We start from the raw sequence: 16393 nt of genomic DNA on the forward strand, positions 1-16393 counted from the left end.
GGGTAAGACCATTGACCTGAGAGGTCAAACGGTTGGATATCTGCAAACCGGCCGCATCATCCTTGGCACTGTTGATACGTAGACCCGAAGCGAGTCGGGTATAGGAGGTATCCAACGCTTTGTTGGTATTCATCAAGTTACGCTGAGCGTTCAATGATGAAATGTTGGTGTTAATGTACATGGCCATAAAATATTCTCCCGAAGAACATGCGACTGCGGGTTGTGCTGACTACGCAGCAGCCCACCAGTTGAAGAGCAGGTTGAACAAGCCTGGCTCTTCTGGCGGGTGGCTGTTTGAACGAACAGGTCACCCGCAGTAGTGCAAACGTTGGATTCCGAACACCCCTCGATTGCTTCATCTTATTTAGCGGCTGCGCGGCGACAAGCTTTAGGAAAATCCTTGCCTACAGCGGCAAGTTTTCTCCGGTAGGAGGCAATAGAAAGAGAACCATGACCCTTACCAGGCAGCCTCCTCCTTGATGATGACCCCCTTCATGAGATCAGAAGCGTTGGCATGGTTCATGCTTTGTACTGAAAGAGTGACGTCAATTTGGCGACACAATAAAAAGAGGCCGGTAAACCGGCCTAAAGATGAGCATATGCTCAGGAGAATATGACCAAGGGTGACAGAACTGAACATCTGGACAACACTTGGCTTTACTAGTAGAGAATTATATCTCTTCCGATAGAACAAGGTGCAAACCCGAACACCCCTTTGTTCCATCTCTTGACCAGGGCGGCCTGAACAACCGCCCTGTTTTCTTTTGTTAGCCCTGTAACAGTGACAGCGCAGACTGCGGACGCTGGTTTGCCTGAGACAGAATGGTCGATGCCGCTTGCTGCAGAATATTCTGTTTGGTCAAGTTGGCGGTTTCAGTGGCAAAGTCAGCGTCACGGATACGTGAACGGGCTGCACTGACGTTTTCAGAAACGTTCGCTTGGTTACGAATGGTAGAGTCAAAACGGTTTTGTACCGCACCAAGTTCAGCTCGTTTACTGTCTACCGTTTGAATCATAAAATCCAGGTTCGCCATGGCTAGCTGTGCTGAAGACGCATCCGTGATTGTTTGGACCGAAGCTGCTGTCACCGCTGTAGTTACCTTAGTCACTGTGTAAGGCTCTGTAGTAGTAGTGAGTGTTGTTGTCGCTACAGTTGCACTACCTTGGGTACCACTGGCAATTCCTGTCAGGGTAAATGCTAATGTCATCTTGAACGTAATTGTTTGAGCGGCATCAGCACCGACCTGGAATGAACCAACATATCCACCAGCCAATAGTTTCTGGCCACCAAAGGTTGTGTCATTAGATACGCGGTCAATTTCCGTAACCAACTGAGTATATTCTTGCTGCAAGGCAACACGATCATCAGCACTGTTAGAACCGTTCGATGATTGTTGAGCCAGTGTACGCATCCGTTGCAGCATGGCAGTCACTTCATCCATCGCCCCTTCGGCCGTCTGCGCCACGGAGATACCATCATTGGCATTGCGGTTACCCTGATTCAACCCATTGATTTGTGAGGTCAAACGGTTAGCGATTTGCAGACCGGCAGCATCATCTTTGGCGCTGTTGATTCGCAAGCCAGATGCCAGTCGAGTGTAGGATGTATCCAGTGCTTTGGTCGTATTCATCAGATTACGCTGAGCGTTGAGTGATGAAACGTTAGTGTTGATGTAAAGACTCATGATTCTTCTCCTAAGCTATTAAAATTACTCTTCTATTTGCTCAGGCTTTATTATTTTCTGTGCCCGATGCGTCTTATTTAACGGCTCGTTTTTGGATGTCTTTAGCATTTTTTTCAACGCTTCATCGCATTAACGCCGCTTACCTTATATATCGGCGGGTCAGGGGGAAACTTAAGGAAAAAAACGCCCGTAAACCCACGATGGGAGCAATCCTGCGAACCCCGCCAACGGCGGGGGCAAGCGGGCACACACGAGACTCTCCCGGTTCGGGCAGCGAGAAAAAATCACGGCCGACTCTCAATTTTGTCGAGCACAGTTGGCGATTGGGCTCGCCAGCCCCTAAAATCGCGGCCCCATCAACAATTTGGCGTGAGTTGTTCTCCATGCAGACACTGGTTGAGCAGATTGTTTACATCAGCGACATGTTTGGTACTGCGGTATTCGCGTTTTCAGGGGTATTGGTGGCTGGCCGACTCAGAATGGACGGGTTTGGCGTCATGGTGTTGGCGGCTGTCACCGCCATTGGCGGCGGCACCATCCGTGACATGATCCTGGGGGCAACCCCCGTGTTCTGGGTACGCGATCCGCTCTATATCTGGGTCGTCATCGCGACAGCGCTGATCGGCATGTGGATGGTCAAACTGCCCCGCAGGATGCCCTGGTATGTGCTGCCGGTGGCCGATGCCTTCGGACTGGCCCTCTTTACCGTTATTGGTGCCCAAAAGGCCCTCAACTTCGGCACCCCGGGGCTGATTGCCGTGATAATGGGCACCATGACCGGCGTAGCCGGGGGTATGATCCGCGATGTGCTGGCGCGGGAGGTCCCTATGGTGCTGCAAAAAGAGATCTATGCCACCGCCTGTATCCTCGGCGGCATTCTCTATACCCTGGCGCTGGAGGCGAACATGGACAGGGTAACCGCCATGCTCATCTGCATGACTGCGGTGTTTGGCCTGCGGGTTGCCGCTATCTACTGGCACCTGTCGCTGCCCACCTTCTCGCTGCAACGCAATTGAGAGCGGGCCCACAGCGCCATCATGTCGCTGTGGGCCTTGCGTTGAACCAAATCGGCTTTTCTGTTGTCATAGAAGCAGTCGTTGTTAGCCGGAACTTCTCATGCGCAAAATCGGTATGCTTACCACTCTCATCCTGGCGAACGTGACAGTAGCCCACGCCGAAGCCCAAGTGGTGTTTGGACGCCTGGCCTCGGCGCCGGTGCAGCAGTTCAACCAGCAGATACGTCAGGCAAGCCATCAACAGCAGCACTGGGTCAATGACTACCGTGAGGTAGCACTGCGATTCGTCGGTCATGGTGACATCCCCAGTCGCATCCATGCCCAGCAGTTGGACAATGATCTGGTGCTCTCGGTCGCCCTCGATGGCAGCAAGAGCGACATGATCTACATCCTGACCCTCTATCGCAACGACAACCTGTGGCAGATGCGGGAGGCTGAAATGGGCTGGCGTTGCCAGGGGCAAGACTCCTTTACCCCGGTTCCCTGCCCCTGATAGTCATTACTCACTCAGTGAAATAAAAAAATCCGGCACAGTGGCCGGATTTTTTATGGGCGGTGAAAACCGTGATTACGGGCGGTACACCTTGACGTTGTCAAAGCCCTTCTCTTTCAGATAGAGCGCCTGCAGCTTGCTCATCACGCCGCGATCGCAGTAGAGCAGATAGGTCTTCTCTTTGGGCAGATCGCCAAAGGCGGTGGCCAGCTTGAAGAAAGGAAGGTGCAGCACATCACGACCTTCCACCACCAGCGGCTTCTCGTCGTGCTCGTCGGCAGAGCGGATATCCAGGATCACCTCGTCAGCGCCCAGCACCTGAGTCGTTTCCACCTCTTGCACTTCAGCAGCGGTCTCTTCACCGATACGGCGGATATCGAGGTAACGGGCCTCGGAGACCACCTTGTCCAGAATGGAGAAGTCGAAGTTGGCCTCTTCCGCCTCGATGCGAGAAAGCTCGGCTTTCACGGTCGGCTTCTTGGAGATGACGCCGCAATACTCCGGCATGGTCTCGGCAAACTCCAGGGTGCCGATGCGGCGCGCTTCGCTGATGATGTCCGGTTTGTCCCAGGTGATGAGCGGGCGCAGGATCACCTTGTCGATCACCCGATCGATGACGTTGAGGTTGGTCAGCGTCTGGCTGGATACCTGGCCCACGCACTCGCCGGTCACCAGTGCCGGGATCTGGAAGTAGTCGGCAACCTGACCGGCGGCACGCATCATCATCCGCTTGAGCACCACGCCCATCTGGCCGTTGTCGACCTTTTCGAGGATCTCGGCCACCACGGGTTCAAAGTCGATGGCGGTGAAACGCACCTTGTGGGAGGCGCCAAACTTGTTCCACAGGTAATAAGCGACCTGCTTGACGCCGATCTCGTGGGCAGCGCCACCCAGATTGAAGAAGCAGTAGTGGACGCGGCAACCGCGCTTGATGAACTGGTAGGAGGCAACACCGGAGTCGAAACCACCGGAGAGCAGGCTCAGCACATCTTCCTGAGTGGCCATGGGGAAGCCGCCCATGCCGTGGTGCACCGCACTGATGATATAGAGCTCGTCATTTTCCACTTCCAGATTAACCTGGATGTCCGGCTTTTTCAGGCGCACCCCAGCGGTTTCACAATGCTGGTTGAGGCCACCGCCCACATAACGCTCCAGCTCCAGCGAGCTGAAGTCGTGTTTGCCGACGCGACGGGCACGAACGCAGAAGGTCTTGCCTTTCAACCGATCGCCCCAGACGGCACGGGTCTGTTCGAAGATGTCGTGCAGGTCGGTAAAGTTGCTCAGTTTGACTTCGAGGAAGTACTGAATGCCCGGGATGCAGGCCAGGGTCTCGAGATACTGGGCGTGGAACTGATCATTGCGGGAGCTCACTACCAGCTTGTCCCAATCCATCCGTACCCGGGCATCTTCGTCGAAGCGACGCAACACGTTGCGAATGTTGCCCTGCAACATCTTGGTGAAGCGCTGGCGAACTGATTTGCTCTTGATGGTGATTTCCGGGAACAGCTTGATAATGAACTTCATGGTTTTGACTCGGGTGGCCTTGATTTAAGGGCGCGGATTATATCAGAACTTTGTGGCAAGCGGCTACTGAATGAGCGCTTGCTCACATTACGCCATGCAATGTTTGCCGCACGCCCGCAATCTTGCGTATATTCCCGAGCCTGCACCTCGCCAGATTTTTGACAACAGACTGATCCGATGAAGACCCACATCTACTATCCCGGCATGGAGGTACGCGACGAGCGTTGGCTCAAGTTTGCCCTGCTCTATCTGGAGCGACTCGCCTTCGTCTTCACCGTCAGTGAAAAAAGTGGCCTCACCGCCTTGTTGGGCACCCTTGAAGATCAGACCGATCTGCTGGCCGAACGTCCAGACCCCGCCTTCTTCGCAGCCATCACCCCTCAACTGGAGAGCCAGATCAGCGGCCTTATCGCCCCCGATTTCGTGCGCCACAAGGTGTTTGGCAACAAGGAGCTGATTGGTCGCTGGCGCCAGCCTGCCAACCACGACTGCTTCTGCCCGGCTCAGGCGGGGCTGGAGCAACTGCACGGTTTTTGTCTGACTCACGGCTTTGCTACGCAAGATGAAGGGGGGATCAAAATGGCGCGGCGCTTTGCCAACCTGCTCTCCATGCGCCTCGCCCGTGAGTGGGCACTCGCCAATGACGGCGCCCTCATCACCGATCACGACTATCTCGACCGCCTGCTCCACCTGCTGGAATCCCGCTACCACAACCGGGGGGGTCAGGATTGCTTCCACCTCGAGATCCCGTTGCAAGTGCCCACTCACCTCGCCGACATTCCGTTTGCAGCGCTAATTGCCCTGCGCGGGCGCAGCGGCTTTCGCCAGCAGCTGGCCGAATTTCATCAGGCCCTCGACCACCTGCTCGCCATGCTGGGTAGCGGCTATGCCGATCCGGTGGTACTGACCCGCTTCGAGCAGGCACAGCAGGGGCTCAATCAACTATTGGGGCCCGAGACCATCAGCATGCCACTCACCACCCTGGTCAGCACCAGCCTGCCCGCCATGGCGATGATCCATCAGTTAAAGGCAAGCCACCCCGAAAGCCACCTCATCTTCCATCCCATCAAGAAGAGCCACTTTCATCAGCGCAAGAGTCGGCACTTCTTCACCCGGCTCGGCCATCTGCGCCAACCGGGCTGAATCGGCGGAATGAAAAAGGGGTTGGCATCTGCCAACCCCTCTCGTTATCTGCGGCCTACCAGTCATCACCACGGTGATTGGCCCGCTCTTGCGCCTGCCTGCGCGCCTCCATCGCGTTGTCGCGGCGGATACCCTCACTGGTACAGGCAAACTGTTTCTCGTAACAGCGTACAAAGCTTTCTGAGCCAGGCTCGAAAGGTGAATAGAACCCGGTACGTTCGGGAGCAACATGGTGATCACCATGATTGGTAGTGGCACAGCCCGAACTCATCAGCACCAGCAAGGGACAAAAAACACGCAGCAAAAGAGAACTCCCGATTGGATTTGAATGAACTCGTAATTATTCATGAATTAATTTAGCCAATCAAATATTGATGCATTTCAAAGGTTTAATTACATCCACCTCAATAATTGCCGACAAAACGTTCAACGGGTGATGGTGCCGGCCTCACTATCGGGATGCACCACGCGAAACTCGATACGATCGCTGTTGCCCGCCTCGTCCACCACCACCAACTGGTAGCGCCCCGCCACGCTCAGCACCTGATCCCCGTCCCAGCGCAGCCGCTGGCCGTTGAGAAACCAGAATGGCTTGCCGACGCCGCCCAGCACCTTGGGTTGCAGCCGATAGCGCTGACTGCGGATAAGGTTGCCCTCCCCCAGCGCCACGATGCGGATCGGGGCCTGCAGCTCGGCACTCTGCCCCTCTCCCTTGCAACCGCTTGCCAGCAGCGCCTGTCTGCGCTCGCCGGGCGCCCGCCATGGCTCCAGTGACAGCGGCCACAGGGCCCGAAAACCGGACTGCGCCGCATCCTGGCAGCGTGCCAGGGTCGGCTTGCCTTCGGCAGTCAGTGCGATCTGCCGCAGCGGCGAGGGCCAATCCATGGGGTCTGGCAAGGTGGGGGGATCACTCGCTTCCAGCAACCAGGCGCTCTGGCGCTGCAAACAAGTCTGCGGCAGGGTCGCGCTCGCTTTGCGCCCCAACGGCCAGCAGATCTCGGCCTCGCTCACCGTATTGGGCTGCACCGGCAAGGGGCTGTTGTCCGCCAGCCGCGAGTAGACCGAAAGCAGCAGCGGCACCGCCGCACTCTGGCCATAAAAGCCGGGCAAGGGGGTGCCATCGGGGCGCCCCAGCCAGACGCCAATAGTCCAGCGACCGGAAACCCCCATCGCCCAGCTGTCGCGATAGCCGTAGCTGGTGCCGGTCTTCCAGGCCAGTCGGTTGACCCGACCGGTCGCCTCGCTGGCAAAGGGCTGATCCGCCCGTCCCTGGGCGCTCAGGATCTGCCAGATGATCCAGGCCGCCCCCGGACTCAACAAAGGGCGCGACACCGCCTGCTGCCCCGTCAACCAAACCGGCATCGCCACCTGTCCCTGCCGAGTGAGCGAGCTGTAGAGCGCCACCAGCTGCTCGAGCCGAATACCTGCCGCCCCCAGCGCAATGGCCGGATTGGGTTTATCGGAGAGCGCCAGCCGCACCCCGGCGTTGTCGAGGCGACTGACCAGTTTGTCGGCCCCAAGCGCCTCCAGCACCTGTACCGCCGGTACGTTGAGGGATTGCTGCAGCGCTTGAGCGAGGTTCACCGGCCCCTGAAAGGCACCGGAAAAGTTGGCGGGTCTATAGTCCGAACCCAGCCTTGGCGCGTCGGAGAGCAGGGAGGCTGAGTGCACCAGCCCCTCATCCATCGCCAGACCATAGATAAAGGGCTTGAGGGTGGAGCCGGGGGAGCGGATCGCCTGCACCATGTCGAGGTAGCCGTGGCGACGCAAATTGCCATACTCGGCGCTGCCCACATAGGCACGCACCGCCATAGTCCGGTTGTCCACCAGCAGCAGGGCGGCGGAGGTCTGCTCGGGGAAGCGGCGAATATAGCTGGCCACCCGCCCCTCCAGCCAACGCTGCAGATCGCCGTCTATGGTGGTGTGCACCAGGGCGCCCGGCTGGCTGTCGGCGGCCAGACGAGCAAACAGCGGCGCCTCCATCGGCGTGAAGTGACCGCGGGCCAGCACAGGTTCGATGCGTCCCTCCTGCCACACCTGCTCGGGCCAGCCCCCCTGTGCCACCAGTCGCTGCATCACCTTGTCGCGGGCGGCGCGGGCACGCTCGGGATGGCGATCTGGTCGGTTGCGGCTGGGGGCCTGCGGCAGCACCGCCAGCAGCGCTGCTTCAGCATAAGTCAGCTTGGCCACGCTCTTGCCGAGATAGGCAAAGCTTGCCGCCTGCACCCCTTCCAGATTGCCGCCAAAGGGAGCCCGGTTGAGGTAGACGGTGAGCAGAGTGCGCTTGTCGTAGTGCCACTCCAGCTGCAGCGCGCGCGCCATCTGGCGCAGCTTGCCGGGCACGCTTCTGTGGTAGGGCTCGATCAGGCGCGCCACCTGCATGGTGAGGGTCGAACCGCCCGAGACGGCCCGACCGTAGCGCAGCCATTGCCAGACCCCGCGCACCATGGCCAGCGGATTGACCCCGGGATGGCGCCAGAAGTAGCGATCCTCGTAGCCCAGCAGCGCATCGATATAGCGCGGGGAGACCTGCTCCAGCGTCACAGGATAACGCCACACACCGCTGGTGTCGGCAAAAGCGCGCAGCGGCCGCCCCTTCATGTCGAGCACCACCCGGGCATAGGCCGGGTCGAGCGGTGGCGGCGGGAAAATACGATCCAGCGCCAGCAGCGACAGGATCAGGACAACAGCCCCCAGCAGCGAGAAGCGCAGCCAGCGTGGCAGACGGCCAAGCCAACGCCCACAGGCGCGGCAACTGTGGCAAAGCCTCAGCCAACCGCGCTGCCAGAAAGTGAGCGGGCGGGCCCGCTCAAGGGAGGGAACGTTGCTCAGAGGGCGTCTGCGACTCATCAAGCGCCAGCTACTCAGAGATAGTTACCTCATGGATATCCTCACCCACGGCCCGCAGCTCGGGTCGGTACATATCCTCCACCTGGGTCGGCGGTACCTGATAGCGACCCGGCGTCACCGCCCGCATCAGGTAGACCAACTGCTGGTTGCTCCCCTCGCTCAGATCCAGCGCTGCCGTGTAGCGATCGTCGCGAAACTCCTGATGCTTGAGATAGTCGTTCCACTCGCTCTGCCACGCCGGTTTCCCCTCGATGGAGAGCTCTTCCAGCTTGATGCTGTTGCCAAGGGCTGGATTCTCCAGCTCGAAGCCAGCGGGCACCATCTCCACCAGCAGGGCATCGGGCACCGCCGATTTGCTGCTGACATTGAGCCGCACCACCACCAGATCGCCCACCTTCACCTTGGCTGGATCAAACGGCTGACCGTCGCTGTTGAACCAGCTGCGGGTCACGCTCATACCCTTGCTGATCCGTGCTGGCGCCTGTTCGGGGTAACCAACCAGAGTGCGCTGTACATAGAGGGATCCCTTGCCCTCGTTGGTGACGGTGCTCGCCGCCAGCGCCTCGGGGGCGCCCAACTGCAGCGGAGCCGAACCGCTCAGGGATCCACTGCCAAGAGAGGAAGTTACCCTGGCCTGCCAGTCAACGGCCGGATCGAAGCGGGCAAGTCGCAGCAGGGCGAGCCGCTCCTGAGTACTGAGCCACTGACGGTGAGCCAGGGTGTCGGCCACCTTGGCACTGAGAGCTGGCCAGCGCTCCAAAGCCAGCTTGTGCTGGCGCAGCAAGGAGAGCTCAAGGGCCTGATCGCGTAGCGGTGAACCGTAATCCCCGAGATAGTCGTCACCGCGCTCGGTCGCCAATGCCTGGCTGAGGGCCTTGGCGGCGTTCTGCTCATCCCCCATGGCCGAGAGGGCCAGCGAGAGGTGCAAGAGTGGCAAGCCAGATCTTGCGTGATCGGCCTGCTGCTCCCAGATAAGACGCAGGGTAGCGAGTGGCGCCTTGCCCACCCGGGCCAGCACATAGGCGCTGTAGGCCTGATAGGCCAACCGGCTGTGCTCGGGGGCACTGCTCCAGCGCTCGCCGTACTGGCTGTCGGTGAGATAGCTTTGCAGACGATTCAGCGCCTGATTGAGCATCGCCTCCGGCACGGCGTCGCCCGCCTCCTTGCGGGCCAGCAGGTAGTCGGCGGCATAGGCGGTGAGCCACTGCTCCTCGTCGGAGCGGCCATCCCAGAGACCAAAGCCACCGCTTGGCAGTTGCAACCGCTGCAGCCGTTGCAGCAGGGCGCGCTGCAGATCCGCCTCGCTCGCAGGTTTCTTACCCTCTGCGGGTTTGCTCCAGGCTGCCCGCTCATCGGCCGTGGTCAGTAAATAGGGCCAGGAGCGCGACAAGGTCTGCTCCAGACAGGCGTAGGGGTAGTCGGCCAGCGCCTGCCACTGGGCTGCCGGATCCCAGGGGGGAGTGCCGGAGAGGCTGAGCAGTCCCTGCAGGTTGGCACGCTCCAGCCCAGCCAGCTCATCTGGCGCAAAGCTCATCTGCTGGCCGGGAGCCAGCATCTGGTAGCGCTGGCGAGTCTCGGCAGGCCAGGGGGAGCGCAGCGGCAAAGACCAGTCGCGGCTTATGGCAAAATCCTTGCCGATGGCCGCCAACTGCAGGCTCGCCACACCGCTCGCCCCGGTCACGGTGAGCGGCAGGGTCAGCCACTGCTCCTCGCCGTTTTTGAGGGAAAGGGTGCTAGGCAGCTCGCCGCTTGCCTTGAGCCCGCCATTGAGGGTCCACACCAGGGAGAGGGCCTGATCCTCGCCACTCATGTTGCGCAGCTGCACCAGCGCCTGGGTCTCATCCCCTCTGGCGCCAAAGCGCGGCCAGCCAATCTCGGCCACCAAGGGGGCCACCACCTTGACGGCGCGCTCGGCCTCGCCGACTTGCTGTTCGTTCCAGGCCAGCGCCATCAGTGCCAGCTCACCGTTGAAGTTGGGCAGATCGAGCGGGATCACCGCCTTGCCGCTCTCGTCAAAACTCACCTCGCCGCTCCAGAGTGCTGCCACTTCGACACGGCTCTCCAAGGCGCCGCCCTTTTTCAGCGGTGCCCGGTCGCCCCCATAGTTGAGGCGGGCCAGCTTGCCATCCTGCGGCGAGATCACCTGACCGTAGTTGTCGAACAAATCTTGGGCGAAGCGCTTGCGACCAAAGAAGATCTCGAACGGGTCGAGGGGCTGGTAGTCGCTGATATTGAGCACGCCCCGATCCACCGCAGCCAGCACCACGCGGCCCTGACTATTGGGGATGGAGGTAGCAGTCACTTCCAGTCGGGTGAGCGGCACAGCTTTATCAGGCGCGCTCAGGGTAAGCGGCAGACGGCGCGCTTCCCGGTCCAGGGTGAGCGGCACCAGTCCGACCGAGCGCAGGCTCTGCACACTCTTTTGGCTCACCGGCTTGGAGTCGCTGTCTGGCGCGGCGATCTGGGCCGAAATATGCAGATCGTGACGCTGCCACTCGGGGCTAACCGGGATCTCGAATTCGCCGCGGGCATCTTTGGCATCGCCACCGGCCCCCTTGAGCTCGATACGCTGCCACCAGCGCAGGCCGTCGCCATCCTCCACCATCAGCAAGCCCTTGCCGGGGCGCGGGGCCACCAGCGTCACTGTTGCCTTGTCGCCCGCCAGATAGGCGCGCTTGTCGAGGGTGATGGCAATCTTGTCGGGCCGCGCCTGCTCACCGCCGCCGCCCCAGGCGTAACTGCCGATCTCCACCCGCAGGCTCGATTGATGGCCCTGACTGTTCTCCACCTCCAATCGATACCAGCCCGCCGCCAGCTGCAAACTGAGGGGGGTCGGCCCCTTGCCATCCAGCTGCAGGGTCTGCTCCTGTTCCAGATAGGGCTGGCTGTTGAACTCGTACTTCCACCCCTCCCCATCGGCGTAGTGCCAGTAGTAGTCGCGGTACTCGTTGATGAGGCGCACCTTCACCGCCCCCGCCACCGGCTGACCTTGCTCATCGAGGTTGAGGATCTGGAAGGGGAGCGGTTTGCCTCCGTCCACCCGATCAGCAACGAAATCGGCCCTGAGCGCTGGCCACTGGCTGCCCGCGGGCCAGCCAAACTGGGTGCGACTGCGATTGACGGCGCGACCACCGGGCTCGGAGAGCGACACCCGATAAGCCACCTCCAGCGGCCCGAAACCGCGCACCCCATCGAGTTCATCTTGCAGCGAGAAAGTCCCCTGCCCCTGCGCATCGAGGGTGAGACTCTGCGGCTCGAGATCCTTGGCCTGCTCGGCGAGCAGCACGTCACCCAGCGTGAACTCCTGCCACTGGGTAAAGGGCATGGTGGCGCGGCTGATCTTCACTTCCGCCTTCGCCTTGGTGGCGCTGGCCGGGGCACCGTAGAGATAGTCCCCTTGCAGCGGCAGGGTGAGCGCCTGTTGCTGGGTCAGCAATTCCCCATCTGCCCCCTTGCCAAGCTGCAGTTTCAAGCGCTCTGGCAGAAACTCCTCCACCAAAAAGGGCCACTCAAAGCGGCTGCCAGCAGCAGTCTTGAGGTTGATGGTCCAGCGCCCCAGCGGGGCATCCTCCGGCAGACGCAGGCCGTAGTGGGCGGCGCCCAGGCTATCGGGCAGCAGGCGCTTCTGTTCGAGCAGCTGACCGTCCGGCTGTTTCACCTCCAGCTCCACCGCCATCCCCGGCAGCAGCTGACCATCCTGCCCCTTGAGCAGGACCTCGCTGTCGAGCCGCTCGCCGGGGCGATAGAGATCGCGCCCGCTGAACAGATAAAGCTGCTGGGCCTGCCAGGGCTGGGTGCCGAGATCGAAAGTGGAGAGATCGAGCGCCGCGCCATCTAGGCGCAGCACCGCCAGATGCTTGCCCTGCTCGGCCAGCAGCAGGCGAGCCCCCTGCACCTGATCGAAGCGACGATGGCCCTGGGGATTGGTGGTTTGCACCTGCAGCCGGTTGCCCTTCTCGTCGAGCAGGGAGAGCTGCACATCCTTGAGCGGGTCAGCGGTGGCCAGCGAGCTGACGAACACCTCCAGCTGATCGCTGTAACGGCGGGCACTGAGCCCCATGTCGCTCACCGCGAAATAGGTGGTCTCCTTGCGCCAGTCGTAGTTGCCAAGGGGCGACATCACCGCAAAGTAGACACCGGCCTCGGCCAGTTGCGGCTCTTTGACATTGATAAGGCGGGTCTCGCGCCGGTTGGCATCAAGCTCCAGCGCGTAGCGGCCGCTGAACACCCGCTTGGCCCGCTGGGTGATCTGCTCAAGCTCCCAGTTGCCCATGCCGGCGCCGGGGCGATACTCCGCCAGAAAACGGGGCAGATACTCGGCATCGACCCGAAAGAAATCGATATTGACCTCATCCACGTTGACCGCGCTGATGGGCAGGCGCAGCTCTTGGCGCAGCGGCAATACCATGCCGCTGGCGGTAAAGGAGGCCCCCGCCTCCAGCGGGCGGGTCTTGAGGGTCCAGCTTTGGGGCCCAGGGCCCAACCCCGACTTGAGGCTCACCTCGTAGCTTTTATCGGGCTGGACGTTCGGGAAATAGAGGGTGCGACCATCGTCGGCGAGGATCCACTCCCCCTGCACCTGCTTGCCCCCTTCACTGACCCCGAGCCAGCTCTGCCAGTTTGCCTTGGGCACCAGGGGGCCGGAGAAGACCAGCGCCAGCGCCGGGGCATCGCGATATTGGCGGGCATTGGCTTGCACTACTGAACTCGGCGCCCCAGCCTCCTGCTGCGCAGCGGGTTGCGTGGTCGGCTCATTGGCTACCGGCTTGTCAGGGCCGCAACCAGACAGCAAACCGGCCAGCCCGCAGAGTAGCAGGGCCGACCAGCGCTGGCGCAGAGCACCGGTTCCAGCAGTAGATCTGTGAGAAGCAGGGGGAGAGTCGAAGAGGCGCATAGGTTCCATCCCGAGTTGGAGTGCTGCAAGCGCAGCGTGGCAGGAAACAGGATAAGGCATCCTGCTCACCCGACACAAAGCTCATTACCCGGATGGGCACAATTCAGCGCCCCGGCTGCACCATAACCCCCTTGCCCACCCATTTAGTACGGCAAGGGTTGTCATCTAGTCGTGGGTAGTCTGGTTTTTCGCCCCGCCTTTGAACCAGCGAAACAGGATGGCCATGACGGCCGCCAGAAACAGCACCAGCGAAGTGATCAGCAAGGCCCGGGTCAACAGCTCGCTGTGGTGGAGGAAGAAAGGGGTATTCATCGCCAGCTTGCCCACCAAACTCAGACACAGTGACCAGAGCACGGCACTGGCAAAGCTGGCCACGCACATGCGCACGATGCTCAGGCGGCTAATCCCCATCAGCATGGGGGTCAGCACCCGCACGAACGGGATAAAGCGGGAGGAGAACATCGCCAGAAAACCGTACTTTTTCAGCAGCCGGGTCGCCTTGGGCAGGCTGTCGGGGGGCAGCATCCGCTCGATATGATCCATAAAGCGGGTGCGCTGCAGAGCACGCCCCTGCCAGTACGCCAGCACGGATCCCAGACCCGCCGCCAGCGGCAGATAGATGAGCGTGACCTCAGTGCCAAATACCCCCATACCGACCAGACCACCGGCCAGCAAGACCAAGCTGTCCCCCGGCAGGGGCAGAAAGACGAATGCAGACTCCAGCAGCAGTACCAGCATCAGGCAACTGATCAGCAGGGGTACCGCCTGCATCTGAACCAGGGCGTCAAAATCCTGATGCCAAATGGCCATCAGCATATCCAGCATGTCACTCTCCCTACTACACGGTTCATCATGAACGAGGCAGGGGTTATAGCACCCATCCCCTGAACAAAACGTTAATTTTGTCCGGCACAGGAAAAAAAGTGTGTCGAAATATTGCTGCAACAAGGGGGATGGAAGGAGGGCAAACTGCAGAGACAAAAAGCCCCTCATCTTGCACGCACAAGGGAGAGGGGCAAACAGGCACAGAAATAAAACGGTTACTCGGCGGTGGCCATCTGCCAGGTTTTGAAACCGCCGGAGAGATTTTTCACTTTAAAGCCATGCTGGCTCAGCAGGCGGCAGGCCACATGGCCGCGCAGCCCGACCTGACAGCTGATAAGCAGCTCCTTCTCTTTAGGTAACTCGTGAAGACGGCTGCGCAACTCGTCGAGGGGGATATGCAGCGCCCCCGGAATACGGCCCAGCTTGTCGAGCTCGGGGCCATTGCGCACATCCACCACCAGCTGGTGGGGGTTACGAGCCTGCACCTCGGCCACGTGGCAGAGCTGGGTGTCCCCCTTCAGGTGATTGCTCGCCACAAAGCCCGCCATGTTGATCACATCCTTGGCCGAGCCGAACGGCGGCGCATAGGTGAGCTCCAGATCCTGCAGGTCAAACACGGTCAGACCGGCACGCTGGGCTACCGCCAGCACGTCGATGCGCTTGTCGATGCCATCCTTGCCAATGGCCTGGGCGCCATAAATCTTGCCATCCGGGGCAAACAGCAACTTGAGGCTGACCGGATGGGCACCCGGGTAGTAACCGGCGTGGCTGCCCGGGTGGACATAGACCTTCTCGAACGGCAGCCCCAGCTGTACCAGTCGCTTCTCGTTGAGCCCAGTGCTGGCCACCGCCAGATCGAACAGCTTGCAGATGGCTGTGCCCTGGGTTTTCTTGTAGGTTTCGGCGCGGCCCAGCATGTTGTCGGCGGCGATGCGCCCCTGCCGGTTGGCCGGACCCGCCAGCGGGATCAGCACAGACTCGCCGGTGACAAAATCAGTCTCTTCCACCGCATCCCCCACCGCGTAGATAAAGGGATCCGAGGTGCGCATCCCGGCATCCACCTTGATGCCGCCACGCGGGCCCAGTTCCAGCCCAGCCTTGGCGGCGAGCAGGGTTTCCGGTTTGACGCCGATGGCGAGGATCAGCAGACCGGTATCAAGGTGTGAACCGTCATTGAGGGTCAGGCGCAGGCCACCACTGTTGGCGGTCGGCACGGCGGAGGTCTTCTCGGCAGGCAGATCCAGACTCTCGATGGCGGTGAGACCGGTGCGCAGGCGCAGATCGATCCCCTCTTCGCGGATGCGGGCATGGAGCATGTTGGCCATCTCCTTGTCCACCGGCGCCATCACCTGATCGGCCAGCTCCAGCAGGGTGACATCCAGCTTGCGCTGGTGCAGCGCCTCCATCATCTCCAACCCGATAAAGCCGCCGCCCACCACGGTGACATGGCGCGGTTGGTCGTGGTGCAGGCCCACCAGAATGCGATCCATGTCCGGGATGTTGCGCAGGGTATAGACATGGGGGCTGTCGATGCCGGGGAAAGGAGGGCGGATCGGCGCCGCCCCCGGGCTCAGCAGCAGCACATCGTAATGCTCGCGCTGCTCTTCACCGGTTTGCAGGTTGCGCACCAGCAAGGTCTTGCCCGCCTTGTCGATCTCAATCACATCGTGGAACACCCGCACATCGACGTTGAAGCGGCGCTTGAAGCTCTGGGGAGTCTGCAGCAGCAAGGCATCCCGGTCGGGGATATCGCCCCCGATGTGGTAGGGCAAACCGCAGTTGGCGAAGCTGACAAATTCGCCCCGCTCGAACATCACGATCTCAGCCTCTTCACTCAAACGACGAGCACGAGCCGCCGCCGATGCGCCCCCCGCGACACCACCGATAATCAGGATCCGTTTCATCTGCAAGACTCCTCATACGAGATAATTAGCAATAAATTAGACTTTTCTAATTTAGAATT

Annotated in this window: 11 protein-coding genes; 3 read left to right on the plus strand and 8 right to left on the minus strand. The window is 60.6% G+C overall.

The features are described 5' to 3' along the window. Positions 1-187 (minus strand): flagellin N-terminal helical domain-containing protein (locus CF137_RS13045; protein ID WP_462477267.1); only part of this gene is annotated, 187 nt, incomplete at its 3' end. 580 nt (positions 188-767) lie between these two features. Beyond that, positions 768-1685, minus strand: coding sequence for a flagellin B (flaB, locus tag CF137_RS13050; RefSeq protein ID WP_139719524.1), 918 nt, complete (start codon positions 1683-1685; stop codon positions 768-770). Positions 1686-2068: 383 nt separating this feature from the next. On the opposite strand from flaB, the gene CF137_RS13055 reads away from it, so the two are divergent. Further along, on the plus strand, positions 2069-2701 hold the full coding sequence (locus CF137_RS13055) for a trimeric intracellular cation channel family protein (RefSeq protein WP_005333975.1): 633 nt from the start codon (positions 2069-2071) through the stop codon (positions 2699-2701). Positions 2702-2801: 100 nt separating this feature from the next. Next, complete coding sequence (locus CF137_RS13060) at positions 2802-3194, plus strand: hypothetical protein (RefSeq protein WP_101324338.1); 393 nt, start codon at positions 2802-2804, stop codon at positions 3192-3194. A gap of 75 nt (positions 3195-3269) precedes the next feature. Here the strand turns inward: CF137_RS13060 and thiI are convergent, their stop codons facing one another. Then, positions 3270-4718, minus strand: a complete 1449-nt coding sequence (gene thiI, locus CF137_RS13065; protein ID WP_139719527.1) for a tRNA uracil 4-sulfurtransferase ThiI — start codon at positions 4716-4718, stop codon at positions 3270-3272. 177 nt (positions 4719-4895) lie between these two features. Between thiI and CF137_RS13070 the strand changes: the two genes are divergently transcribed. Continuing rightward, a complete protein-coding gene (locus tag CF137_RS13070) occupies positions 4896-5861 on the plus strand; it encodes a hypothetical protein (protein ID WP_139719529.1) in 966 nt (321 codons plus the stop codon). Positions 5862-5916: 55 nt separating this feature from the next. Here the strand turns inward: CF137_RS13070 and CF137_RS13075 are convergent, their stop codons facing one another. The 5 genes from CF137_RS13075 to CF137_RS13095 form a co-directional block, all read right to left on the minus strand. Then, the gene (locus CF137_RS13075; RefSeq protein WP_139692151.1) at positions 5917-6165 is read right to left on the minus strand and encodes a hypothetical protein; all 249 of its coding nucleotides are present in this window, start codon (positions 6163-6165) and stop codon (positions 5917-5919) included. A 122-nt stretch (positions 6166-6287) separates the two neighbouring features. Then, a complete protein-coding gene (gene pbpC, locus CF137_RS13080) occupies positions 6288-8711 on the minus strand; it encodes a penicillin-binding protein 1C (protein ID WP_139719531.1) in 2424 nt (807 codons plus the stop codon). A 10-nt stretch (positions 8712-8721) separates the two neighbouring features. Next, on the minus strand, positions 8722-13605 hold the full coding sequence (locus tag CF137_RS13085) for an alpha-2-macroglobulin family protein (protein WP_162515932.1): 4884 nt from the start codon (positions 13603-13605) through the stop codon (positions 8722-8724). A 165-nt stretch (positions 13606-13770) separates the two neighbouring features. Then, on the minus strand, positions 13771-14430 hold the full coding sequence (locus CF137_RS13090) for a DedA family protein (RefSeq protein ID WP_139719535.1): 660 nt from the start codon (positions 14428-14430) through the stop codon (positions 13771-13773). A gap of 215 nt (positions 14431-14645) precedes the next feature. After that, entirely contained in the window at positions 14646-16334 is a 1689-nt protein-coding gene (locus CF137_RS13095) for an FAD-dependent oxidoreductase (RefSeq protein WP_139719537.1), read from the minus strand. Positions 16335-16393 lie beyond the last annotated feature (59 nt).

Source organism: Aeromonas sobria (assembly GCF_006243315.1).
GTDB classification, from domain to species: Bacteria; Pseudomonadota; Gammaproteobacteria; order Enterobacterales; family Aeromonadaceae; genus Aeromonas; species Aeromonas sobria_A.

Bases quoted from the DNA above. Each gene is read 5' to 3' on its own strand.
- flaB (WP_139719524.1), bottom strand. From the start codon at position 1,685: ATGAGTCTTTACATCAACACTAACGTTTCATCACTCAACGCTCAGCGT.
- CF137_RS13055 (WP_005333975.1), top strand. From the start codon at position 2,069: ATGCAGACACTGGTTGAGCAGATTGTTTACATCAGCGACATGTTTGGT.
- CF137_RS13060 (WP_101324338.1), top strand. From the start codon at position 2,802: ATGCGCAAAATCGGTATGCTTACCACTCTCATCCTGGCGAACGTGACA.
- thiI (WP_139719527.1), bottom strand. From the start codon at position 4,718: ATGAAGTTCATTATCAAGCTGTTCCCGGAAATCACCATCAAGAGCAAA.
- CF137_RS13070 (WP_139719529.1), top strand. From the start codon at position 4,896: ATGAAGACCCACATCTACTATCCCGGCATGGAGGTACGCGACGAGCGT.
- pbpC (WP_139719531.1), bottom strand. From the start codon at position 8,711: ATGAGTCGCAGACGCCCTCTGAGCAACGTTCCCTCCCTTGAGCGGGCC.
- CF137_RS13085 (WP_162515932.1), bottom strand. From the start codon at position 13,605: ATGCGCCTCTTCGACTCTCCCCCTGCTTCTCACAGATCTACTGCTGGA.
- CF137_RS13090 (WP_139719535.1), bottom strand. From the start codon at position 14,430: ATGCTGGATATGCTGATGGCCATTTGGCATCAGGATTTTGACGCCCTG.
- CF137_RS13095 (WP_139719537.1), bottom strand. From the start codon at position 16,334: ATGAAACGGATCCTGATTATCGGTGGTGTCGCGGGGGGCGCATCGGCG.